This window comes from Paludibacterium denitrificans, from assembly GCF_009707705.1.
Taxonomy (GTDB): domain Bacteria; phylum Pseudomonadota; class Gammaproteobacteria; order Burkholderiales; family Chromobacteriaceae; genus Paludibacterium_A; species Paludibacterium_A denitrificans.
This window is the reverse complement of record NZ_WLYX01000001.1, coordinates 3,046,258-3,066,722: the sequence shown is the minus strand read 5'-3', so window position 1 is coordinate 3,066,722 and position 20,465 is coordinate 3,046,258. Positions and strand designations below refer to the sequence as shown.

Annotated in this window: 22 protein-coding genes, 1 tRNA gene and 6 pseudogenes; 10 read left to right on the top strand and 19 right to left on the bottom strand. The window is 56.1% G+C overall.

The window, feature by feature from the left end:
- Positions 1 to 12: 12 nt before the first annotated feature.
- The 5 genes from GKE73_RS19850 to GKE73_RS19840 all read left to right on the top strand — a co-directional run bounded on the left by GKE73_RS19850 (position 13) and on the right by GKE73_RS19840 (position 2,991).
- Complete coding sequence (locus GKE73_RS19850; RefSeq protein ID WP_230371259.1) at positions 13 to 360, top strand: hypothetical protein; 348 nt, start codon at positions 13 to 15, stop codon at positions 358 to 360.
- Positions 361 to 629: 269 nt separating this feature from the next.
- On the top strand, positions 630 to 1,025 hold the full coding sequence (locus GKE73_RS26225) for a helix-turn-helix transcriptional regulator (RefSeq protein WP_376767397.1): 396 nt from the start codon (positions 630 to 632) through the stop codon (positions 1,023 to 1,025).
- 148 nt (positions 1,026 to 1,173) lie between these two features.
- Positions 1,174 to 1,665 (top strand): hypothetical protein, encoded by a 492-nt coding sequence (locus tag GKE73_RS19845; protein WP_230371258.1) that lies wholly within the window; start codon positions 1,174 to 1,176, stop codon positions 1,663 to 1,665.
- Positions 1,559 to 2,059, top strand: coding sequence for a helix-turn-helix domain-containing protein (locus GKE73_RS26220; RefSeq protein WP_376767395.1), 501 nt, complete (start codon positions 1,559 to 1,561; stop codon positions 2,057 to 2,059). The genes GKE73_RS19845 and GKE73_RS26220 overlap by 107 nt, the downstream gene beginning before the upstream one ends.
- The gene (locus tag GKE73_RS19840) at positions 1,942 to 2,991 is read left to right on the top strand and encodes a tyrosine-type recombinase/integrase (RefSeq protein ID WP_376767449.1); all 1,050 of its coding nucleotides are present in this window, start codon (positions 1,942 to 1,944) and stop codon (positions 2,989 to 2,991) included. The genes GKE73_RS26220 and GKE73_RS19840 overlap by 118 nt, the downstream gene beginning before the upstream one ends.
- 27 nt (positions 2,992 to 3,018) lie before the next feature.
- Here GKE73_RS19840 and GKE73_RS19835 read toward each other — a convergent pair.
- From GKE73_RS19835 to GKE73_RS19790, 11 genes and pseudogenes are all read right to left on the bottom strand, one after another.
- A tRNA-Ser gene (locus GKE73_RS19835) sits at positions 3,019 to 3,108 on the bottom strand.
- A gap of 40 nt (positions 3,109 to 3,148) precedes the next feature.
- Positions 3,149 to 4,815: pseudogene (recN, locus tag GKE73_RS19830) on the bottom strand (DNA repair protein RecN).
- Between the two features lie 15 nt (positions 4,816 to 4,830).
- On the bottom strand, positions 4,831 to 5,706 hold the full coding sequence (locus GKE73_RS19825) for an NAD kinase (protein ID WP_230371256.1): 876 nt from the start codon (positions 5,704 to 5,706) through the stop codon (positions 4,831 to 4,833).
- Positions 5,707 to 5,709: 3 nt separating this feature from the next.
- A complete protein-coding gene (locus GKE73_RS19820; RefSeq protein WP_230371255.1) occupies positions 5,710 to 6,390 on the bottom strand; it encodes a response regulator transcription factor in 681 nt (226 codons plus the stop codon).
- Between the two features lie 72 nt (positions 6,391 to 6,462).
- Entirely contained in the window at positions 6,463 to 7,032 is a 570-nt protein-coding gene (locus tag GKE73_RS19815; RefSeq protein ID WP_230371254.1) for a potassium channel family protein, read from the bottom strand.
- 8 nt (positions 7,033 to 7,040) lie between these two features.
- Positions 7,041 to 7,355, bottom strand: a complete 315-nt coding sequence (locus GKE73_RS19810; RefSeq protein ID WP_230371253.1) for an ion channel — start codon at positions 7,353 to 7,355, stop codon at positions 7,041 to 7,043.
- Positions 7,356 to 7,507: 152 nt separating this feature from the next.
- Entirely contained in the window at positions 7,508 to 7,603 is a 96-nt protein-coding gene (locus GKE73_RS27070; protein WP_512698930.1) for a hypothetical protein, read from the bottom strand.
- Between the two features lie 100 nt (positions 7,604 to 7,703).
- Positions 7,704 to 8,042 (bottom strand): annotated as a pseudogene (gene msrA, locus GKE73_RS19805) (peptide-methionine (S)-S-oxide reductase MsrA); the annotation flags it as partial.
- Positions 8,042 to 8,653 (bottom strand): annotated as a pseudogene (locus tag GKE73_RS19800) (histone deacetylase family protein). The pseudogenes GKE73_RS19800 and msrA, both read right to left, overlap by 1 nt.
- A 72-nt stretch (positions 8,654 to 8,725) precedes the next feature.
- Positions 8,726 to 8,977 carry an arginase family protein gene (locus GKE73_RS19795; protein ID WP_230371252.1) on the bottom strand — a complete coding sequence of 84 codons (252 nt, stop codon included), beginning with the start codon at positions 8,975 to 8,977 and terminating at the stop codon, positions 8,726 to 8,728.
- A 4-nt stretch (positions 8,978 to 8,981) separates the two neighbouring features.
- Positions 8,982 to 9,197, bottom strand: coding sequence for a DUF1653 domain-containing protein (locus GKE73_RS19790; RefSeq protein ID WP_230371251.1), 216 nt, complete (start codon positions 9,195 to 9,197; stop codon positions 8,982 to 8,984).
- A 98-nt stretch (positions 9,198 to 9,295) separates the two neighbouring features.
- Between GKE73_RS19790 and GKE73_RS19785 the strand changes: the two genes are divergently transcribed.
- Positions 9,296 to 10,264, top strand: a complete 969-nt coding sequence (locus GKE73_RS19785; protein ID WP_230371250.1) for a tRNA dihydrouridine synthase — start codon at positions 9,296 to 9,298, stop codon at positions 10,262 to 10,264.
- Positions 10,265 to 10,323: 59 nt separating this feature from the next.
- Here the strand turns inward: GKE73_RS19785 and GKE73_RS19780 are convergent, their stop codons facing one another.
- On the bottom strand, positions 10,324 to 10,653 hold the full coding sequence (locus tag GKE73_RS19780; RefSeq protein WP_230371249.1) for a branched-chain amino acid transport AzlD family protein: 330 nt from the start codon (positions 10,651 to 10,653) through the stop codon (positions 10,324 to 10,326).
- On the bottom strand, positions 10,646 to 11,362 hold the full coding sequence (locus GKE73_RS19775) for an AzlC family ABC transporter permease (RefSeq protein WP_230371248.1): 717 nt from the start codon (positions 11,360 to 11,362) through the stop codon (positions 10,646 to 10,648). Before GKE73_RS19775 ends, GKE73_RS19780 begins: the two co-directional genes overlap by 8 nt.
- A gap of 576 nt (positions 11,363 to 11,938) precedes the next feature.
- Here GKE73_RS19775 and GKE73_RS19770 point away from each other — a divergent pair.
- The 3 genes and pseudogenes from GKE73_RS19770 to GKE73_RS19760 all read left to right on the top strand — a co-directional run.
- Positions 11,939 to 12,367, top strand: a complete 429-nt coding sequence (locus GKE73_RS19770) for a hypothetical protein (protein ID WP_230371247.1) — start codon at positions 11,939 to 11,941, stop codon at positions 12,365 to 12,367.
- Positions 12,368 to 12,457: 90 nt separating this feature from the next.
- A complete protein-coding gene (locus GKE73_RS19765) occupies positions 12,458 to 12,661 on the top strand; it encodes a hypothetical protein (RefSeq protein WP_230371246.1) in 204 nt (67 codons plus the stop codon).
- 53 nt (positions 12,662 to 12,714) lie between these two features.
- Positions 12,715 to 12,994 (top strand): annotated as a pseudogene (locus GKE73_RS19760) (transposase); the annotation flags it as partial.
- Between the two features lie 146 nt (positions 12,995 to 13,140).
- Here the strand turns inward: GKE73_RS19760 and GKE73_RS19755 are convergent.
- The 6 genes and pseudogenes from GKE73_RS19755 to rluD form a co-directional block, all read right to left on the bottom strand.
- Entirely contained in the window at positions 13,141 to 14,127 is a 987-nt protein-coding gene (locus GKE73_RS19755; protein WP_446686347.1) for a ribonucleotide-diphosphate reductase subunit beta, read from the bottom strand.
- Between the two features lie 421 nt (positions 14,128 to 14,548).
- Entirely contained in the window at positions 14,549 to 16,228 is a 1,680-nt protein-coding gene (locus tag GKE73_RS21845) for a ribonucleoside-diphosphate reductase subunit alpha (RefSeq protein ID WP_245393866.1), read from the bottom strand.
- Positions 16,229 to 16,416: 188 nt separating this feature from the next.
- Positions 16,417 to 16,710: pseudogene (locus tag GKE73_RS21840) on the bottom strand (ribonucleotide reductase N-terminal alpha domain-containing protein); the annotation flags it as partial.
- Positions 16,711 to 16,874: 164 nt separating this feature from the next.
- Positions 16,875 to 17,414: an ATP cone domain-containing protein gene (locus GKE73_RS21835; RefSeq protein WP_245393865.1), complete on the bottom strand. Its 540-nt coding sequence runs from the start codon at positions 17,412 to 17,414 to the stop codon at positions 16,875 to 16,877.
- 418 nt (positions 17,415 to 17,832) lie between these two features.
- Positions 17,833 to 18,570: a peptidoglycan editing factor PgeF gene (gene pgeF / locus GKE73_RS19745; RefSeq protein WP_230371245.1), complete on the bottom strand. Its 738-nt coding sequence runs from the start codon at positions 18,568 to 18,570 to the stop codon at positions 17,833 to 17,835.
- A pseudogene (rluD, locus tag GKE73_RS19740) lies at positions 18,557 to 19,650 on the bottom strand (23S rRNA pseudouridine(1911/1915/1917) synthase RluD). The gene pgeF and the pseudogene rluD overlap by 14 nt, the downstream one beginning before the upstream one ends.
- A 92-nt stretch (positions 19,651 to 19,742) precedes the next feature.
- On the opposite strand from rluD, the gene GKE73_RS19735 reads away from it, so the two are divergent.
- The gene (locus tag GKE73_RS19735) at positions 19,743 to 20,444 is read left to right on the top strand and encodes an outer membrane protein assembly factor BamD (protein ID WP_376767394.1); all 702 of its coding nucleotides are present in this window, start codon (positions 19,743 to 19,745) and stop codon (positions 20,442 to 20,444) included.
- Positions 20,445 to 20,465: the final 21 nt, after the last annotated feature.

Here is a 20,465-nt window from a genome sequence, read left to right as displayed (position 1 = left end):
TAGGGCATCACGATGAACCTCTACACAAAAACGGCATTGCAGCTGACCGAGGCATTCCAGCGCGACATGGATAAGCTGAACCGAGACCTTGTGCGGATCATGGAAGCGGAAAAGCTGGCGGTCGCATTCAGCGCAGGCGGCGTTGCAACCACTGCCTGCTACAGCTTCCCTCATGGCCTTAGCCTGAAAGCCACCATGCCAATCGAGGTGATTGGCGATTCCATTAATACCCTGCATAAGCTTGCTGCAGAGTATGGAAGAACGCTGGTGAATGAGCGAAATGCTCGTTACGTATTGGTGGCCGCTGATCTTCGCGAAATCAACACAAGCGCTATTGAGCTATATGTCGAGGAGATTTGATGACTTATCAGGACTATGGGGAAGACCATCATGTTATCCCCGGAACCGATCCCATTGGCGAGGATGACAACCTAGAGTCAGTATCCAGAGACAACCCAGATTAAGCCCACGAAAGTGGGCATTTTTATTGGCTGCAAACCTGTTGGCATGCCGAATTTTTCGGATAGGAACACGTCTGGCAAATAGGAGGAAGACCGCAGCATAGGCAGTGGCCTCATCGTCAGCTAGCGAATAGGCATCACAATAATTTAAACATTCAGGAGCAACTAATGAGCACTCCACGTTTTATCCGCCTGAAAGAATTGATGGGCATAACAGGTCTATCGAAGTCTAATATCTATACACAAATGCGAACAGGGGCGTTCCCCTCTAGCCGAAAGTTAGGCCCCCGAGCGATAGGATGGCTATCGACAGAAATCGAGCTGTGGATGGAAACAGAATCAGCAAAAGAGACCTCCATCCAATTCCTTTTCAAAACTGGGAACATGAAATGGCAGCAGTCCACATCTTTTACGCTAGAGGACCTGTACTGGGAAATAGATACAGCCGGGTATGACCCATTCAACGTCCCGATACTATTCATGACATCCGGCCATCCGATGCACTTTGAAGGAAGTGCCCTCAAGAATAGTGACAGAGGTCCGCTGCGACTACTCGCTATCTAACGCCAGTCATGACTGCCTAAAGTCGGAATACTTACCAGTGAGTGAGCAGGCAACACCCGAGGGCGTGAAAACGAACACATCCAGTCAGGCGCCTATTCCTCCGCCCCGCAGTAAAATACTGCGCTCAGTAACATCGCACCGAGAAAACATGAAAAAAATTGCCCTTGCTCTACTGCTGGTTGCCGGATTCGCCGCGGCCGGTGACCTGCCTAATCCGAAGTTGACCCCGGGCGCCATCAACCCGGAAATTACTCAGTCAAACATCCAGCAAACTGTCTGCGTCAAAGGCTTCACCAAGACTATCCGGCCTCCGGCGTACTACACCAACAAACTGAAGAAGGTGCAGATCGTCGAATACGGCTATGCCGACACGGACCCCAAGCATTACGAGGAAGATCACCTGATCGCCTTGTCGATCGGCGGTGATCCGCGTGATGAACGCAACTTGTGGCCACAGCCGCGAAACTCGGAATGGAGCGCCGCCAAGAAAGACCAGCTTGAGGTTGTGCTGTACCGGTCAGTCTGCGACGGGAATGTCACCTTGGCCGAAGCGCAAACGGCCATGGCAACCGACTGGATTGCCGCCTACAAGCGATACGTTGTTGGCAGCCGCTACAAGATCAAAGGTCGCGTGGACTAACACGCCACCGCAACCATTCACCAAGCCGCCACTGAGCGGCTTTTTTGTTGGGGAAAAAATGGACAGAACCTACGATGTTTGCGAGGCGGCTGGCTATCTGAAAGTCAGCCCCGACACAGTTTACCAACTGGCAAGAACCGCCACAGTTCCGGCTGCGAAGATTGGTCGGGCATGGGTGTTTCTTGAATCTGACCTTGTGCAATACCTGCGATCGAAACAGAATGAAATTAGGCAAAAGGCGCAGGTCGGTAAACAGAAAGGAGTGATTCCATGCCGATCTCACTTAGAGGAAAGACATGGTGGTGTGATTTCGCAACGCCAAGCGGAAAGCGAATTAGACAGTCTCTTGGAACGCGTGACGAAACGCAGGCACGGGAACTCTACGACAAGCTGAAAGCAGAACGCTGGCGGGTCGATAGGCTAGGCGAGCGCCCATCATATAGCTGGGATGAAGCCTGTGTGCGCTTTATCCAAGAGAAGTCCAGCAAGAAAAGCCTTGAGGATGACAAGGCGAAGATCCGTTACTTCACGAAGTTTTTCCGTGGACGTGTTCTAGGTAGCATTAAACGCGATGAAGTGCAAGATGCGGTGGCGAAGCTGGAAGGGCGCACCGATGCAACCAAGAACCGCTATCTGACTCTGGCGTCAACGCTGTTCAGACTGGCCGCGAATGAATGGGAGTGGATTGACAAGCCGCTCTCGTTCCGGAAGAAAAAGGAGCCTTCTCGCCGTGTTCGATGGCTAACCAAACCAGAGGCGGACCGGCTGTTGGCTGAGCTGGCTCCGCACATGAAGGCCATTGTTCAGTTTGCGCTGGCCACTGGGTTCCGTCATGCCAACATCACCGGACTGGAATGGTCTCAGGTCGACTTGGTACAGAAAATGTGCTGGATCTATGGCGATCAGGCCAAAGCTGGCGAAGCCATTGGTATGCCGCTGAATCAAACCGCCATGCAGGTACTAATCAGTCAACTGGGCAAACATCCTAAGTGGGTTTTTACCTACCGAGGTGACAGGCTCAGACAGCGAGCGCGCGAAGGGTTCGCCAATGCATTGCGTAGGGCTGGGATCACGAACTTCCGATTCCACGACCTGCGCCATACATGGGCAAGCTGGTTGGTGCAGTCTGGTGTTCCGCTGCATGTTATCCAAGAGCTAGGCGGTTGGCACTCGTTCGAGATGGTGAAACGATACGCCCACTTAGCGCCAGAACATTTGCGGCGGCATATCGAGGCGATTGATGCGCAAAACCTTAACGGCACAATTTCGTCACACCCACACCGGATTGACGAAGAAAACCGGAAAAAGAAAAAGGCTCTGCTGTGAACAGAGCCTTGATCTATAAGGGCTTACTGGCGGAAGCGGTGAGATTCGAACTCACGATGGGCTCGCACCCACGCCGGTTTTCAAGACCGGTGCATTCAACCACTCTGCCACGCTTCCTGTAAGAGTTGCGCATGATAGCGTGACTTTTACCTTTTGACTAGACCTGTTGGCCATTCATTGCCAGCATTTCTGCGGCATGTTCACGCGTGGTTTGTGTCAATTCAGTGCCGCCCAGCATACGGGCAATTTCGAGAATGCGTTCTTCCCGGCTTAGCGGCTGGATATGGCTGACGACATGCCCTTGCTCTTCTTGCTTGCTGACTTGCCAGTGCTGACTGCCGCAGGAAGCCACTTGGGGTAGGTGGGTAATGCACAGTACCTGATAACGTTGCCCCAATTCTTTGAGCATGTGGCCAATGATTTCTGCCACTCGCCCACCGATGCCGACGTCGACTTCGTCAAAAATCAGTGTTGGCACGCTGGCCACCGGCTGATCACCACCTGCATGGCGAGGCTGATGCGCGAAAGCTCACCACCGGAGGCGACTTTGGCCAATGGGCGCAGGCTGGTGCCTGGCATTGGCGGCGACCAGATATTCAATGGATTCCAGTCCGTGGGCCGCAGGCTCGGCCAGTGCGGCGAGTTCAATGGCGAAACGGGCGCCTCCCATGGCTAGCTTTTGCATTTCCTGTGTGATACGGGCCGAGAGTTCAGTCGCGGCCTGGCGGCGTTTGCCGGAGAGGGCTTCGGCCAACGTGCGATAGCGTGACAAGCTGGCGCTTTCGGCCACGGTCAGCGCTTCCAGATCGGTGGCGGCTTCTAGTGAAGATAGTTGCTGCTGCCAGTCTTGCAGCTTTTCCGCCAGATCCGGTGGCTGCAGCCGGTATTTGCGTGCGATCGTCATCAACTGGTCGATGCGCTTTTCCACTTCGGCCAACTGACTAGGGTCTTCATCAATGTCGCCAGCGTAATCACGTAAGCTATAGACCACTTCGCGTAGTTCTGCGTCGACAGAGTCCAGTAGGGACAGAGTGTCGGCCAGCCGTGGATCGAGATTGGCTAACTTGCTCAGGCGGCTTTGTACGTGACTGAGGAGCGACAGGCAGTTGCCTTCCATGTCGGATAGCGTATCGACGGCCAATTGGGCGCTTTGCACCAGCTCTGCCGCGTTGGCCAAGCGTGAGTGACGTTGGTTTAGCTGGTTCCATTCGTCTGGCTGCAAGGCGAGTTCGGCCAACTCGTTGATTTGCCATGTCAGCCGTTCGCGTTCCACCTCGGATTCGCGCGAGGAGCGTTCCGCCTCCAGCTTGGCCTTACGTGCCGTTTGCCAATCCTGCCAAGCCTTTTGCGTATCTCGTGCCAGCGAGGTGGAGTAAGCGTAGGCGTCCAGCAGGTCACGCTGGGCATCCGCCTTCATCAGTGATTGGTGTGCGTGCTGGCCGTGGATGTCGACCAGAAATTCACCCAGTTGCCGTAGCTGGCCCGGGGTCGCCGCCCGGCCGTTGACGAAGCTCTTGCTGCGGCCTGACTTGTCCAGCAGGCGCCGCAGCAGTAGGGTGGAATCGTCTCCCTCCAGTTCATTGTCTTGTAGCCATAAGCTGATTTCTGGTCGACCGGTGAGATCAAATTGGGCGGCGATTTCGGCGCGTTCGGCTCCGTCACGCACCAGCGAGCCATCGGCCCGGTCGCCCGGAGGAGGCCGAGTGCGTCCAGCACGATGGATTTGCCCCCGGTTTCTCCGGTCAGAACGGTAAAGCCCGGGGCAAAGTCCGGGGAGATACTGTCAACAATGACAAAGTCTTTTACGGTGAGGGATAGCAGCATGGGTAGGTCGATTGGTCAGAGTAAACGTTCGCCCCAGTGCAGCTTGTGGCGCAACATGTCGTAATAGTTGTAGCCAACCGGGTGCAGGATGCGCAGCGGATTGCGATAACGGCGAATCATGACCCGGTCCATTTCCATCAGGTCGCAGTGTGATTGCCCATCGAAATGCACGCGGGCATCCAGCCCGCGCGTCAGCATGAATTCCACTTCGCACTGGTCGTTGAGAGCAATTGGACGGTTGCTTAAGGATTGCGGGCAAATGGGGACCAGTGCAATCGCTTGCAATGTAGGGTGCAAAATCGGGCCGCCAGAAGCGAGCGAATAAGCAGTGGAGCCGGTGGGCGTGGCGACGATCAGGCCGTCCGAGCGTTGACTGTAGAGGAACTGGCGGTCCACAAATACCTCAAACTCGATCATCGAGCCCATGGCGCCACGGCTGAAAACCACGTCGTTAAAAGCCAGTGCATTGGCGACTTCGGCTTCTTCGCGAATTACCGAGGCTTGCAGCAGGATGCGGTCTTCCGGCAGAAAATCGCCACTGAGGATGGCATCGACGGCAGTAAGCATTTCATGTAGCGGGATGTCCGTCATGAAGCCCAGCCGCCCCTGGTTGATACCAACCAGCGGTACCCGGTAGGGGGCCAGTACGCGGGCGATGGACAACATGGTGCCATCGCCACCCAATACGATGGCAAGGTCTGCCATCTTGCCCATGTCGTTGCGGTCGATCAGCGGGTAGGGGCCTGCTTCTTCTGGCGTGGCGCTTTCCTTGTCGATCAGCACGGTCACGCCATTGGCGGCCAAATGATCGGCCAGCTCACGCAGCGAGGTGAGAATGGCGGGTTTACTGTGTCTCGCGACTAGGCAGACATGTTTGAACAGTCGTTCCATGGATCAGTTACAACGAGGCAAGGTTTCATTCAAAATGGCTTCGTCCGGGCGTTGCTTGCCCGTCGCCTCCAGTGCGCGCAGATAGAAACGGATCAGGTCGGCGAGCGAGTCGACATCCAGTTTGCTGAACAGGTTGGCACGATGGACTTCAATGGTGCGCGGCGACAAATCCAACTCTCTGGCAATTTCCTTGCTGGATAGGCCATCGGCTACGCGTTCCAGCACTTCACGTTCGCGGCCGCTGATGCGTGCCAGTTTGGCCATGACTTCCTGCGTTTCCGCTTCCTGTGTCTGCTGTTGAATACTCAGCCGGATGCCTTGGCGCAGGCTGGAGATCAACCGGGCCTGGTCGATGGGTTTGGTCAGGAAGTCGATGGCGCCAGAGTGGAAGGCACGGCGGCATTGCTCCACATCGCCATGGCCGGTAATGAACACAATGGGGATGTTAAGGCGGCGTTCTTGCAGACGTTCTTGCAGTGCCAAACCGGAAATCTGCGGTAGGCGGATATCCAATACCAGGCAGCCGATTTCACCGTCGCGGTAGCTCGCCAAGAACTCAATGGCATTGGGAAACGTAACGGTGCGCAGCCCCTGCGACATGATCAGCAGAGCCAGCGAGTCGCGCACGGCCGGATCATCGTCCACGATGAAAACCGTAGGTGTCATGGATTTCATCTCACTCATGCCTTTCTGACAGCGGTGTTGCCTGAATGTTGCGCGGAGAGTTCGGCCAACCTTTACCCCTTTTCTCTGAGGTTAGCCAGCCTGATTGCTGATCACCATCAGCGAAGCGCCGGACTGCAGCAGCGTTTCTGGCGGTGGGTTGAATTCCACGCTGCCGCCGGGGCGTTCCAGCGCGATGACCATTGCTTTGCCGTGAAAACGCGCCCGGATAAAGTCACCCAGCGGCAAATCGTCCCACTCTTCGTTCAAGGTATGCACCTCGGCGCGGAAGGCGTTGGGATAGCGGTGGTGCAGGTGTTCGAAGAAGTGCAGCGTTTCCGGATGGGCGACGATGTTTGCCATGTTCATGCCGCCCAAGTGGGATGGGATTACCACCCGGTCGGCGCCGACGGCCAGCAGTTTCTTGCGTGAGCTTTCGGTTTCGGCTTTGGAAACAACCGTAACATTCTGGTTGAGGTTCTTGGCCGTGACCACGACAAAGGCATTGTCGGCATCGGAGTTCAGGCAGGTGATCAAAGCGCGCGCCTTGTTGATGCCAGCTTCCATCAGGTTGGCGTCTTCCGTGGCATCGCCCACGATGAAGGGGATGTCACGCTCCTCCAGCCGGGCTGCATTGACCTCGTTCTTTTCGATCACCACCACCTCATGGCTTAAGCACTGATCAGCTCGTCCAGTGCATATTGGCCAGTGCGGCTCAAACCACAAATAATGATGTGGTTGTTGATCCGGACAATGACTTTTTCCATTTTTCTGCGTCTAAGATAAAGTGGCAAATCGCCCTGTAGCAACATCAGCGTTAGCGACGAAATGCCGTAACCGACCACGCCGGTGCCAAACACGATCAATGCAATGGTGAAGTAACGCCCCAACTCTGACAGCGGGTGGGTTTCGCCATAGCCGATAGTGGCGAGTGTGATCACCGTCATGAACAGGCTGTCGGAAAACGACCAGCCTTCAATCAGCATGTATCCCATTGTGCCTGAGCACAGCGCCACTGCCACCAAGCTGGACAGAAACAGTAGTTTGCGTGGAAAACTATGGCGCATGTGTAGTGAGCGGCTGCAACGAAAGAGCAGGCATTATACCGTTGCAATCCGGCTCTGCGCAGGACAGATAACTATCCTGCACGACGAAGATGGTTAAATAGTTGTTGAAATTTATGCAGCTTGGGCGCTATCACTGCTTGGCAATAGGGTTCCTGCGGGTGTTGCAGGTAATAAGACTGGTGATAGTTCTCCGCCGGGTAAAAGATTCCGGCTAAGCGTCACTTCCGTGACAATGGGCGAGGGGAACAGGCCACTGGCGTTGAGCGTGTCGATCAATGTGGTGGCTTGCTGTTGCTGGTTGTCATCGTGATAAAAAATCGCCGAACGGTACTGGGTGCCAACGTCGTAGCCCTGACGATTGGGCGTGGTGGGGTCATGTATGGCAAAAAAAATGTCCAACAGATCGCCGTAGCCAATCTGCTGCGGATCGAAGAGGATTTCCACTGCTTCGGCATGCCCCGTGATGCCATTGCACACGGCGCGGTAGTTTGGCTGAGGGACGTGGCCGCCTATGTAGCCGGAAACCACCGACTGCACGCCGCTAACCTGCTGGTACACCCCATCCAGGCACCAGAAACAGCCACCGGCTAATGTTGCTTTATCCATCATTGCGCTCCTTCAGTTAGGTTGTGCCGGACGGCCACGGATGGCGAGGCAAACAATTCCCGGGCTAACCGTACAGTATTGGTTTGAATGGCTACCGTGTCACTGATCGGTACGGCATAGCCGCCCGCCATGGTTACCACCAGTGCTACTTGAAACTGCTGACAGGTTTGCATGACCAGCCGGTCGCGCGCCAGCAACCCCTCTTGGCTAAGCGCCAGTTTTCCCAGTCTGTCACCAATATAAGGATCGGCCCCAGCCAGATAGAAGACAATATCCGGCCGCTGTGTGCGCAAGAGCGGATCAAGGTTGGCCGAAAGTGTGGCCAGATAATCTGCGTCGCCAGTATTGTCCGGCAGGTCGATGTCGAGTGAACCGGGTTCGCGCCGAAACGGGAAATTGCCTGCGCCATGCATGGAAAAGGTAAAAACCCGGTTGTCGTTGCGAAATATCGCCGCGGTGCCATTGCCTTAATGCACATCGAGGTCCACCACCAGTGCCCGGCGGATTTGCCCTTCACGCAGTAGCACACGGATGGCGATGGCGACATCGTTGAATACGCAAAACCCACTGCCTTTGGTTGCTGAAGCATGATGCGTGCCGCTAAGCCAGATTCACCCCGCAACCTTCCAACAATGCCGAACGTGCGGCGGCGATAGTGGCGCCGACTGACCGGCGTGAGCGTTCTACCATCGCCTCGGACCAGGGAAGCCGATTTCACGTTGGGCACGTGTATCCAGCGTGCCATCCAGCACCGCCTCGACATAGTGAGGGTCATGTGCCAGCGCCAGCTCATATTCACTGGCCGCCGGTGCGGTGCTCATGCAATCTGCGGCAAATTCATGCACGGCTTGTGCCAATAGCGGGTATTTTTGCGCCGGAAAACGGTGGCCCGGCGGCAAGGGCAGGGCAAATTGGTCGGACCGGTAGATGTGCATGACGTCAGAAGGCCTTGACCAGCGCGAAGCGCGGCATCGATACGCCATCATGCATGACGTTTTCAGTAAACATGGCGGTAAGCCTTACCCATAAACCATACTCCCCGTACAGCGCCCGGTAGACGACCACGCCTTCCTCAGTCTCGGAGTGCTGAGCCATTCCGATCACTTCATAAAAATTGCCTTTGTAATGGCGATAAATGCCCGCTTGAATCGGCATGATGAATCTTTCTCTGGTTATGTGCATGGCCGCGTGGATGGCAATCTGCAACGCGCAAAGATACGTTACAATAACGCCCTTTTTTCGCAGGTTAAGTTATGGCGCTGATGCTTGCCCCGATGGAGGGCCTGGTCGACGATATCATGCGTGACGTACTCACGCGCATCGGCGGCATTGACCTGTGCGTAACGGAATTTGTCCGTGTCACCAGCGCGCTGCTGCCGTCGCGTACGTTTTACCGACTGGCGCCAGAATTGCGCAACGCTGGCAAAACCCGCGCGGGCGTGCCGGTACGCGTGCAATTGCTGGGAGCCGATCCGCTTTGCCCGGCCGACAACGCTGCCCGCGCCGCCGCATTAGGGGCGCCCGGCATCGATTTGAATTTTGGCTGCCCGGCACCAACTGTCAACCGCCATCGCGGCGGCGCCATCCTGTTGAACGAACCGGAACTGCTGCATGCCATCGTGTCATCGGTCCGCGCCAGTGTGCCGACTGCCATCCCGGTAACTGCCAAGATGCGGCTGGGGTACGAGGACAAAAGCCGCGCGCTGGAGTGTGCCGATGCCATCGCCAAAGCTGGTGCCAGCGAACTGGTTGTGCACGGCCGCACCAAGGTGGAGGGGTACAAGCCGCCCGCCCATTGGGACTGGATTGATCGCATCCGCCGTCATGTTGCGATTCCGGTGATCGCCAATGGCGAAGTCTGGACCGAGCAGGACTGCCAACGCATGGTGGCGGAAAGCGGTTGCCAGTCAGTGATGATCGGGCGGGGGCTGATTGCTGCACCGGATTTGGCCTTGCGTGTTCAGGCAGGGCAAGGGCAGCCGCTGATGCCGTGGCAAGCGTTGCTGCCGTGGGTCAGCGATTTCTTCCTGCAATGTTGTGAACGATCCGATGCTTCACGCTACCCCACCTCGCGCCTGAAGCAGTGGCTAGGGCAACTCAAGCGCACTTACCCGGAAGCGGGCTTGCTGTTCGAACGCATCCGCAAGGAAGAGTCCCCCGCGGCTGTGGGCACCTTGCTGCATGACCTGTTGCTGCAAGCGGAGCGAGAACGCGAGGCGTAAAAATGGGTGCAACAGTGGTTGCACCCATTCCTTAGTTCGGTAACACGATATTTGCGACTTTAACCTGCACCAACATTGCGTAACAGCACATATACGCAGGTTCCCACCAGAATACTCAACAGCGCATTGCGGCTGCGCCATTGCAGCACTACCACCAGCGCAACGGCTAACAACTCCGGCCATGGTCCGGAGGCGTGTTGCAACGCCGCCCCGGTCATGGAGTGCACCAGCAAAAGCGTCATGATGGCCAATGGTAAAAACTGACCAAGGCGTTGCACAATCAGATGCCTTTTCAGCCATTGGGCCGCGACAAACGGCAGTGCTCGCAGGCCAAAAGTCACCAGTGCCATGGCGGCAATCACGCCGATTACATACGAACTATTAATCATTGCTGGCCCCTTTCTTTGCCGATGCCGTCGGTCGCCAGAGCACACCGGCAACGATGCTAAGCGCAATCGCAATCACCAACGCGTGCTTGGCGGCAATCGGGTAGGCCACCGCGTAAGCGATCAACGCCACCCATAGCGGAGCGGGGCTGTTTTTGGTGCGCCACTGCTCCACGGTCAGGACGGCAAACAGGGACGCCAGCACAAAATCCAGCCCAGCCAGAGTAATGCGAGCCTGAGCGCCGATGATGGCGCCGATCACCGTCCCGAGTACCCACCAGCCATGATTAAGACAAGCCACCAGCGCCATTTTTTTGTGGCTAGTGGTTTTAGGGATGGTGGTAAGCACCGAATACGTTTCATCGGTCAGGGCAAAAACCATGTACCAGCGCAGCCAGCCTTTGGGTGGAAACAGCTCCAGCAAGGACAAGCCGTAAAATACGTGGCGCAAATTCACGATTAATGTTGCCAATGCAATGGACCCCGCCGGTAATCCCGCGGCAACCATCGGAATCATCATGTACTGCGCCGCACCGGCGAAGACAAACAGGCTGGATAGCATCGCCAACCACCATGCCGCTCCGGCCTGAACAAACAAAAAACCAAAAACCGTACCCAACGGGATGTAACCCATGGCAACGGGAGCGGTTAACGACAAGACGGAGAACTGAGGGATATCCAGCGATTTTGAGGGTAGGTCGGTATGAGCCATGAAAGGTAAAGCACAATAATCAGTCGTGAATTGTAACGTAAACGGCCACATGGGCAGTAGCGGCTTGTCGCCGGGTTTTTGAAGAGAAAGCGTAAGAGTAAGAGTTATTCCGAAACTGTATTGATGCTTACAGCTTTACTTCGGAGAGCCGCTGGTTGATATCGTCCAGATTAAAGGCAGCAGGCGTCATCTTCTGCCCTGATTACGATGGTGTGGGCCTAGCCAATTTCGCGTGGCTGTAGCGAAGCATTGCGAATGCTTTCTGGTTACCTACATCGTAGTGATGAGTGCCATCAAGCCATTGTTATCGCATAATGCCCATATTATGGGCGGCAGCGTTTATGATGAGACATAGACAACTGCTTTGCAGCCCACGATTGTCGCTACCGGACTTGCGCACCCCTCCATCGCCATTACCAAATCCTTTCGCCTGTGCCTCAGAAGGTATGGATTATGGCTGAAACACTGGGGGCAAGTCGGGTAGGAGGTATGCATGGATGTTGGTATCCCATTAATAAAACTTACTCTCGATGGGAGTCAGCTCAATCTTTCAACTCAGGAATATGGAGATCAGTAATGTTCAAGGGGGCCGTAAAGCAAACAATTCTGCTGGCTATGGTGCTGGCTGCACTGACCGGCTGTGCATCAACAGCAGATGGCATTCGATTTGGCCATGGACCAGCTCCGACAACCGAAACGGATGTGGCCAAGGCTAAACAGCAACTGATAGACAATGCCAAATCGTCGGCTGCAAAAGCGGCTATCAAGGGGGCTATCTCAGTTCAAAGTGGCCCGGGAATCATCGTAGTGGGTACTGTAGGGCCACTGCGTACTGTAGATGGAGAAAAGCGGCATGCTTTCTACGTGTCCTACAACAACGATGCCCAAAAATTTCATCCCGGAAAGCCTAACTCGCTAACAGAAGACAACTTTGTAAAGACCATTGCTGGCTGGACATCCGTTGAGATATTCAGTATTCCCGGTGTGGTTAACCAACGCCTGTAAGCGCTGGTTAAGGATAATGACAAGGCTGTGGTTGTCTTTCCCTCTACATTTGGCTCATTCATGGTTGGAACGACCGGAGATCTGGTTGGTGTGCGTTCCAACGCCGATGGCGTACTGATCTTGGATCGTGTGCTTTGCCAGGACAAAGATCCTGAGTACCGTACCTGTGCCAAGCAGTTTGAGCGAGGTCGCTTTGACGCCACTACGGGGCAAGAGCTAGATGGATTCAAGCCAAAAACCAACGGTGTTCAGATTGATGTGGCTACCTACAAACTAGCCAGCAAAAAATCGTAACGTTTACTTCTCGCGGGCTTTGTTGCATATAAGGGGCTTGGTAAGGTAGTGGCATGGCCAAGCCCGCTCCGAAATGCCACCTAACCACAACTGGAAAGCCTACAACCAAGCCCTGATCAAGTGCGGCCCCCTTCCCATCTGGCTGGACACGAGCATGTCGGGCAACGCTACAGAGCAAATGCGGGTGGGTGCAGGCCTATAGCGAGGCCGCCATTTCATTTTGTCTGGACCATCGAAAACCTGTTTGGACTGGCTTTGCGGTAGTCCTTCGGTTTCATTCAAAACCTGTTCAAGCGGGTAGGCCTGAACTGGAGCATCCCCGACTACCGCACGGCAACAAACGCTGATGATCCAGGTTCTCAGGCATGCTGAATCTGTCGGAAACAAAGCCCGCGTCCGCGGGCTTTGTTGGCAGTTTTATCTGTCGTCGAGAACAAGCTTATCTGTCGTTTTGGCAAGCTTATGTGTCGCTCGACGTTTTAATCCCAGCTCAACGCGCCGCCGGTCTGGTATTCCGTTACGCGGGTTTCGAAGAAGTTCTTTTCCTTCTTCAGGTCGATCATTTCGCTCATCCACGGGAACGGGTTGGTCACGCCGGGGAAGAGTGGGTCCAGACCGATTTGCTGCATGCGACGGTTGGCGATGAAGCGCAGGTATTCCTTGAACATGCTGGCATTCAGGCCGAGCACGCCGCGTGGCATGGTGTCTTCGGCGTAGGCGTATTCCAGTTCTACGCCTTTCTTGAACAGGCCGACGATTTCTTCCTTGAAGGCATCGGTCCACAGCTCCGGGTTTTCCAGTTTGATGGTGTTGATCAGGTCGATGCCAAAGTTGCAGTGCATGGATTCGTCACGCAGGATGTACTGGTACTGCTCGGCGGCACCGGTCATCTTGTTTTGGCGGCCTAGCGCCAGAATCTGCACAAAGCCGACGTAGAAGAACAGGCCCTCCATGATGCAGGCAAACACGATCAGGCTGCGCAGCAGTTTCTGGTCGTTTTCCAGTGTGCCGGTCTTGAATGCCGGGTCGGTGAGAACGTCGATGAACGGAATCAGGAATTCATCCTTGTCACGGATGGATTTGATTTCCTGATAGGCATTGAACACTTCACCTTCGTCCAGACCCGGGCTTTCCACGATGTACTGGTAGGCATGAGTGTGGATGGCTTCGTCAAAGGCTTGACGCAACAGGAACTGGCGACATTCCGGGCTGGTGATCTGGCGATAAGTGCCCAGTACGATGTTGTTGGCGGCCAGACTGTCGGCGGTGGTGAAGAAACCGAGGTTGCGTTTGACGATGCGCATTTCGTCTTCAGTGAGCTGGCCGGTTTTCCATTGTTCGATGTCGCGCTGCATGTTGACTTCTTGCGGCATCCAGTGGTTGGCGCACTGCGACAGGTATTTTTCCCACGCCCATTTGTGCTTGAACGGCACCAGCTGGTTAACGTCGGTGGTGCCGTTGATCACTCTTTGTCTACGGCATTGACGCGGTGCGTATTCCCGGCCGGGCTGGTGGCAGGGGCGGTGATGACGTCGTCGTCGAAATTCAGGCTCATCATGATCTCCATATTTCTCTGTATTTACAGTGTTTCTATCGCATCGCCGCGAGGGCGCTGCTTCATTCCTTAACCACCTCAAGCCAAACTGGCTAAGGAATGAAGGTTGGCCGAAGTTCGGCCAACCTTATTCAAGTAACTACTTGGCTGGAGGCGTCAATTCTATTGAGCCACTTGCCGATGATTTAATTTGTACAGCTGGCTGTTTGTATTCAAATGCACCGGTAGCCTTAAATCCATAGCCAAAGTACATGGCAATGAATGCAATCACTACGAGTGAAACAACGATGCCAACTACCCAAAATGTCTGGTTTTCCATTAGGGGTCTAACCTTACTGGCAAGCCTCACAATCCGGGTTGTCGATGCTGCAGAACTTCACATCGGTGGCCGGGGTGCTGTCTGCTGCCGGTGCGGCACTTTCGGCAGCAGCCTGATAGCCGCCACTGACGCCGCCGCTACTCGGTACTGCGTTGAGTTCACCACCGCGACCGGTGGATTTCTCGGCATTGGAGGCCGCCAGCGTGCGTAGGTAGTAGGTGGTTTTCAGACCCTTGACCCAGGCGTGCTTGTAGAGCTCGTCCAGTTTCTTGCCGGACGCACCTGCCATGTACAGGTTGAGCGATTGCGCCTGATCGATCCATTTTTGACGGCGCGATGCGGCTTCTACCAGCCATTTCGGGTCAACCTCAAAGGCGGTGGCGTAGATGCCCTTGAGTTGTTCCGGTACGCGGTCGATGCGGCCGAGGCTGCCATCGAAGTATTTCAAGTCGGCCACCATGACTTCGTCCCACAGCCCTGCTTTCTTCAGGTCGCGCACCAGATATTCGTTGGTGACGGTGAATTCGCCGGACAGGTTGGATTTGACGAACAGGTTCTGGTAGGTCGGTTCGATCGAGGCCGATACGCCAACGATGTTGGCGATGGTTGCGGTCGGGGCGATGGCCAGACAGTTGGAGTTGCGCATGCCGTGTTCGCGGATGCGTTCACGCAAGGCGTTCCAGTCTTGGCGCTCGGTGCGGTCGATGTCCAGATAGCCGCCGCGCTCAGCTGCCAGCAGATTGATGCTGTCGTGCGGCAAGATGCCGCGATCCCACAGACTGCCCTTGTAGGATGGGTAGCGGCCGCGTTCTTCGGCCAACTCGGTGGATGCCCAGTAGGCGTAGTAGGCCACCATTTCCATGGATTCGTCGGCAAATTCCACGGCTTCGGACGAAGCATAGGAAATGCGCATCTGGTGCAGGCAGTCCCGGAAGCCCATGATGCCCATGCCAACCGGACGGTGTTTCAGGTTGGAGTTGCGAGCCTTTTTCACCGGATAGAAGTTGATGTCGATCACGTTGTCCAGCATGCGCAGGGCGATGCGAACGGTACGTTGCAGCTTCTCGGCATCCAGCTTGCCGTCTTTCAGGTGAGCGGCCAGGTTGATCGAGCCCAGATTGCAGACGGCAATTTCGTTGTCGTTGGTGTTGAGCGTGATCTCGGTGCACAGGTTGGAGCTGTGCACGACGCCCATGTGGCTTTGCGGGCTACGGATGTTGCACGGGTCCTTGAAGGTTACCCACGGATGGCCGGTTTCAAACAACATGGTCAGCATCTTGCGCCACAGGCTCAGCGCCGGGATGCGTTTGTAGACCTTGAGCTCACCACGCTCGCCCATGGCTTCATATTCGCGGTAGCGCTTCTCGAAGGCGGCGCCGTACAGGTCGTGCAGATCCGGGGTTTCCGACGGGGAGAACAGACTCCATTCACCGGCTTCCATGACGCGTTTCATGAACAGGTCAGGGATCCAGTTGGCGGTGTTCATGTCGTGGGTGCGACGGCGGTCGTCACCGGTGTTCTTGCGCAGTTCGAGGAATTCCTCGATGTCGGCGTGCCAGGTTTCCAAGTACGCGCAGACCGCGCCCTTGCGCTTGCCGCCTTGGTTGACGGCAACGGCGGTGTCGTTAACCACTTTGAGGAACGGCACGATACCTTGCGATTTGCCGTTGGTGCCTTTGATGTGGCTGCCCATGGCGCGTACCGGCGTCCAGTCGTTGCCAAGGCCGCAAATTTGGAGAGCAGGGCGTTTTCCTTGAGCGCTTCGTAAATGCCGTCGAGGTCATCGGCCACGGTGGTCAGGTAGCAGCTGGAAAGCTGGCTGCGGCGTGTGCCGGAGTTGAACAGCGTCGGCGTGGACGACATGAAGTCAAAGCTGGACAGAATGTTGTAGAACTCGATGGCACGCGCTTCGCGCTCCACTTCGTTCAGTGCCAGCCCCATGGCGACGCGCATGTAAAACGCTTGCGGCATCTCGATACGGGTGCCGTCGATATGCAGGAAGTAGCGGTCGTACAGGGTTTGCAGGCCGAGGTAGCCGAACTTCAGGTCGCGGCTGGCGTCCAGTGCGGCGCCCAGTTTTTTCAGGTCGAATTCGGCCAGTTTTTCGTCCAGCAACTCAGCCTTGATGCCTTTTTTGATGTAATCGGCAAAGTAGGGCGCGTACTGCTCGGCCATTTCATCCTGGCTGACGGCTTCGTTCAGGATTTCCAGACGGATATTGTTGAGCAGCAGGCGGGCCGTGACGTAATCGTAGGCCGGGTCTTGCTCGATCATGGAGCGGGCGGCGAGGATGGACGACTTGTTGACTTCTTCTTCCGAAACGCCGTCGTAAATGTTCTTCAGGGTTTCCGACAGGATGGCGTCCACGTCGGTTTCGGCCAACCCCGGCAGGCCGATTCGATGGTGGCGCGCAGCTTGGCAATATCCAGCGGCATCTTGTGGCCGTTTTTGCGGATCACGTTGATCTGAATCTGCGTCAGGGCCTCGCCGCGGGCGGCACGTTCACGGGTGCGTTCTTCACGGTAGAGCACGTAAGCGCGGGCCACGTCGTGCTCGCCAAAGCGCATCAGCGACAGTTCCACCTGATCCTGAATGTCTTCAATGTGGATGGCGCCACCTTCCGGCTTGCGGCGCATCAGGGCATTGACCACCATTTCGGTCAACTGGGCCACTTTGTCGCGAATGCTGGCAGATGTCGCGCCTTGATACCCCATTACCGCCAGAAAAGCCTTGGTCATGGCGATGGAGATTTTTACTGGCTCGAACGGCACCACCGCGCCATTGCGGCGGATGGTTTTGTACTGGCTGAAATCGGCCTGCGGTGCGGCGGCACGGCCGAGTTCGGCGGCGGTCTGCCCTTCAAAGGTGGTCAGTTGCATGGTGCCCTCTTTGGGTGATGATTAAGTGGCCAACGCCGTGGCTTTTTGGGCGGCTGGCGTCGGTTGTGGACAAGTCTGTTGAAAACCTGTGTGCGAGCTGTGAGTAAACACAATATATATTGTTTACCCGGCACGAAAGACCCAAATTCTAGGGTTTAGTGGGGGTGATAACAAGTCTTGACACCCGGCCAAAATCGCGAAAACCGCGCCGTTATTGGCGTGGAGCCGCATCGGGCATTTTCGGCGTATCGTGGCCGGTGAAATGGGGAAAGGATAACGTGCTGAAATGACAAGACTCTGACGTGGTATCGGTGCGTGACACTATATGTTGTATAAATATCAGTGTTGCGCCGACGATACGCAGTCAGATCAAAAAAGCCGCCTGTGTTGGCGGCTTTTTTATTTCTCCGGTGAGGCGTCAGGGTTCAAGCCAGATCAGGCTGGCCATGCGCCCGGTGACGCGATCGCGGCGGTACGAGAAAAACCGGGCGCGGTCGATCACGGTACAAAAATCTCCGCCATATACGCGGGTGACGTCGTTTTCGGCCAACCTTTGCCGCGCCAGCTGGTAAATATCGGCTAGATACTTGTCATCGCCGATGGCGGTAAAAGCGGCATCGGCGGCAGGATCATGCGCCATGAAGGCCGCGCGAACTTCGGCGCCGACCTCAAACGCGTCAGGGCCGATAGCCGGGCCGAGCCAGGCCATCAGGTTGATTGCCGGTTCACCCGTGGCGGCTATGGTGGCTTCCAGAATGCCGTCACAGAGGCCGCGCCAACCGGCGTGCGCCGACGCGACCACGGTTCCGGCATCGTTGGTAAACAGCACCGGCAGGCAGTCGGCGGTCATCACCACGCTGACGATGCCGGGCTGACGGCTGAAGCTGCCATCGGCATCCACCAGTGTGCCATCCAGTTCCGCCGCATCCACGACCGTCGTGCCATGTATCTGGTTTAACCAGGCCGGTTCGTCCGGCAGATATTGGCGCAGGGTTTCGCGGTTGCTGGCGACATGTTCCGGATTGTCGCCAACGTGCGCCCCCAGATTGAAACTGTGATACGGCGCCGGGCTGACGCCACCCTGACGGGTGGTGATCAGGGTGCGGACTTTGGCCGGAGCGGGCCAGTCAGCTTGCAGCCACTCAGTCGCGGACATAGATCACCTCCACGTCGTCATCGTCGTCCCATTCTTCATCGTCGCCATCTTCTTCAGGCAGGGCGGTGGGCAGGGTATCCATGCGCTCACCACCTTCACCGCGCAACACGGCCAATAGTTGCTTCATGTCGTCAGGTAATGGCGCTTTCCAGCTCATCTCCTTGCCGGTGACCGGGTGAATAAGGCTGAGAGAGAAGGCGTGCAGTGCCTGACGGCCGAGTGCCTTGACGGCAGCGGCCACGTCATCAGGCATGGAGTGGCGGATGTTGCCATACACCGGGTCGCTTACCAGCGGATGCTTGGCCTCGCGCATGTGGACTCGGATCTGGTGCGTACGGCCGGTTTCCAGTTTGCACTCGATATAGCAGTGGCTGGGGTAGCGCTCCAGTACCCGCACGTGGGTAATCGCGGGTTTGCCGCCAAACTTGAGCACTGCCATGCGTAGCCGGTTGTGCGGGTCGCGTCCGATGTTGGCATCAATAGTGCCGTCAAACGGCACGTTGCCATCGGCCACGGCACGGTAAATGCGCTTGACGCTGCGAGCCTGCATTTGCCGCACCAGTTCGGTTTGCGCCGGAATGGTCTTCGCCACTACCATCAAACCACTGGTGTCTTTGTCCAGCCGGTGTACGATACCGGCGCGCGGCACCGGCCGATGGCCGGGTAGTGGTGCAGCAGACCGTTAAGTAGGGTGCCAGACCAGTTGCCAGCGGCGGGGTGCACGACCATACCCGCCGGTTTGTTGATAACGATGATATGCTCATCTTCATAAACGATGGGCAGCTCAATCGCTTCAGGCTGGTAGGCCATTTCTTCATCTGTTTGCAGGATGGTAACGGTAAGCTTCTCCCCGCCAAGCAGCTTGGTCTTGGGTGTTGCCGGTTTGCCATCCACCTGAACATGGCCGTCCTTGATCCATTGCGACAGGCGGCTACGAGAATAATCGGTGAGGAGTTTGGCGAGCGCAGCGTCCAGCCGTTCGCCTCCCAGCGTGAGCGGGACGTCGAGTTGTCGTTGAGCAGATACCTCGTCGTCCGAGATGTCGCTATAATCCACCGGGTCTAAGTAAGGATCGGTCATGAAAAAATACGTTGTTGCAGCAATGTTGGTGACACTGGGGCTGGCTAGGCTGCGCCACCACGGAAACCTACGACGAAACGCGCGGCTGGACCGTGGAAAAGCTGTATGCGGAAGCCCGTGACGAATTGAACAGTGGTAATTATACCCGTGCTGTCAAGCTCTACGAAACGCTGGAAGCCCGTTATCCTTACGGACGCTTTGCCCAGCAGGCGCAGATGGATCTGGCCTACACCCACTACAAGGACAATGAGCCGGAACTGGCCGTGGCCGCTGCCGATCGCTTCATCAAGCTGCACCCGGCACATCCGAACATCGATTACATCTATTATCTGAAAGGTCTCGTCTATTTCAATGACGATTCCGGCATGCTCGCCAAATGGGCCGGGCAGGACATGAGCGAGCGCGATCCGAAAGCGGCGCGTGAGTCGTTCCCGGCGTTCCGCGAGCTGACCACCCGTTTCCCCGATAGCAAGTACGCGGTCGATGCACGGGAAAAAATGGAAAAGCTGGTCAATGCCCTTGGTGGTAACGAGATGCATGTAGCCCGTTACTACATGAAGCGTGGCGCCTATCTGGCCGCCGCCAATCGTGCCCAGGGCGTCCTCAAGGATTACGCCAATACCCGCTATCCGGAAGAAGCACTGGCCATCACCGTTACTGCCTACGACAAGCTGGGCATGACCCAGTTGCGTGACGACAGCAAGCGGGTGTTGCAACTCAACTACCCCAAGAGTCATTACCTGCAGCAGCCGTGGGCCGTGGAAGAAATGCCATGGTGGCGCTTCTGGAAGTAAGTTTTACGGGAAGTTGACATG

What these genes read in the sequence shown, in the direction of transcription:
- pgeF (WP_230371245.1), bottom strand. Translation starts at nt 18,570, where the DNA reads ATGTCCGCGACTGAGTGGCTGCAAGCTGACTGGCCCGCTCCGGCCAAA.
- GKE73_RS19775 (WP_230371248.1), bottom strand. Translation starts at nt 11,362, where the DNA reads ATGGCTCATACCGACCTACCCTCAAAATCGCTGGATATCCCTCAGTTC.
- GKE73_RS19780 (WP_230371249.1), bottom strand. Translation starts at nt 10,653, where the DNA reads ATGATTAATAGTTCGTATGTAATCGGCGTGATTGCCGCCATGGCACTG.
- GKE73_RS26225 (WP_376767397.1), top strand. Translation starts at nt 630, where the DNA reads ATGAGCACTCCACGTTTTATCCGCCTGAAAGAATTGATGGGCATAACA.
- GKE73_RS26220 (WP_376767395.1), top strand. Translation starts at nt 1,559, where the DNA reads ATGTCACCTTGGCCGAAGCGCAAACGGCCATGGCAACCGACTGGATTG.
- GKE73_RS19825 (WP_230371256.1), bottom strand. Translation starts at nt 5,706, where the DNA reads ATGGAACGACTGTTCAAACATGTCTGCCTAGTCGCGAGACACAGTAAA.
- GKE73_RS19850 (WP_230371259.1), top strand. Translation starts at nt 13, where the DNA reads ATGAACCTCTACACAAAAACGGCATTGCAGCTGACCGAGGCATTCCAG.
- GKE73_RS19845 (WP_230371258.1), top strand. Translation starts at nt 1,174, where the DNA reads ATGAAAAAAATTGCCCTTGCTCTACTGCTGGTTGCCGGATTCGCCGCG.
- GKE73_RS19810 (WP_230371253.1), bottom strand. Translation starts at nt 7,355, where the DNA reads ATGCTGATTGAAGGCTGGTCGTTTTCCGACAGCCTGTTCATGACGGTG.
- GKE73_RS21835 (WP_245393865.1), bottom strand. Translation starts at nt 17,414, where the DNA reads ATGCAACTGACCACCTTTGAAGGGCAGACCGCCGCCGAACTCGGCCGT.
- GKE73_RS19790 (WP_230371251.1), bottom strand. Translation starts at nt 9,197, where the DNA reads ATGCCGATTCAAGCGGGCATTTATCGCCATTACAAAGGCAATTTTTAT.
- GKE73_RS19770 (WP_230371247.1), top strand. Translation starts at nt 11,939, where the DNA reads ATGTTCAAGGGGGCCGTAAAGCAAACAATTCTGCTGGCTATGGTGCTG.
- GKE73_RS19785 (WP_230371250.1), top strand. Translation starts at nt 9,296, where the DNA reads ATGGCGCTGATGCTTGCCCCGATGGAGGGCCTGGTCGACGATATCATG.
- GKE73_RS21845 (WP_245393866.1), bottom strand. Translation starts at nt 16,228, where the DNA reads ATGGGCAGCCACATCAAAGGCACCAACGGCAAATCGCAAGGTATCGTG.
- GKE73_RS19795 (WP_230371252.1), bottom strand. Translation starts at nt 8,977, where the DNA reads ATGCACATCTACCGGTCCGACCAATTTGCCCTGCCCTTGCCGCCGGGC.
- GKE73_RS19820 (WP_230371255.1), bottom strand. Translation starts at nt 6,390, where the DNA reads ATGAGTGAGATGAAATCCATGACACCTACGGTTTTCATCGTGGACGAT.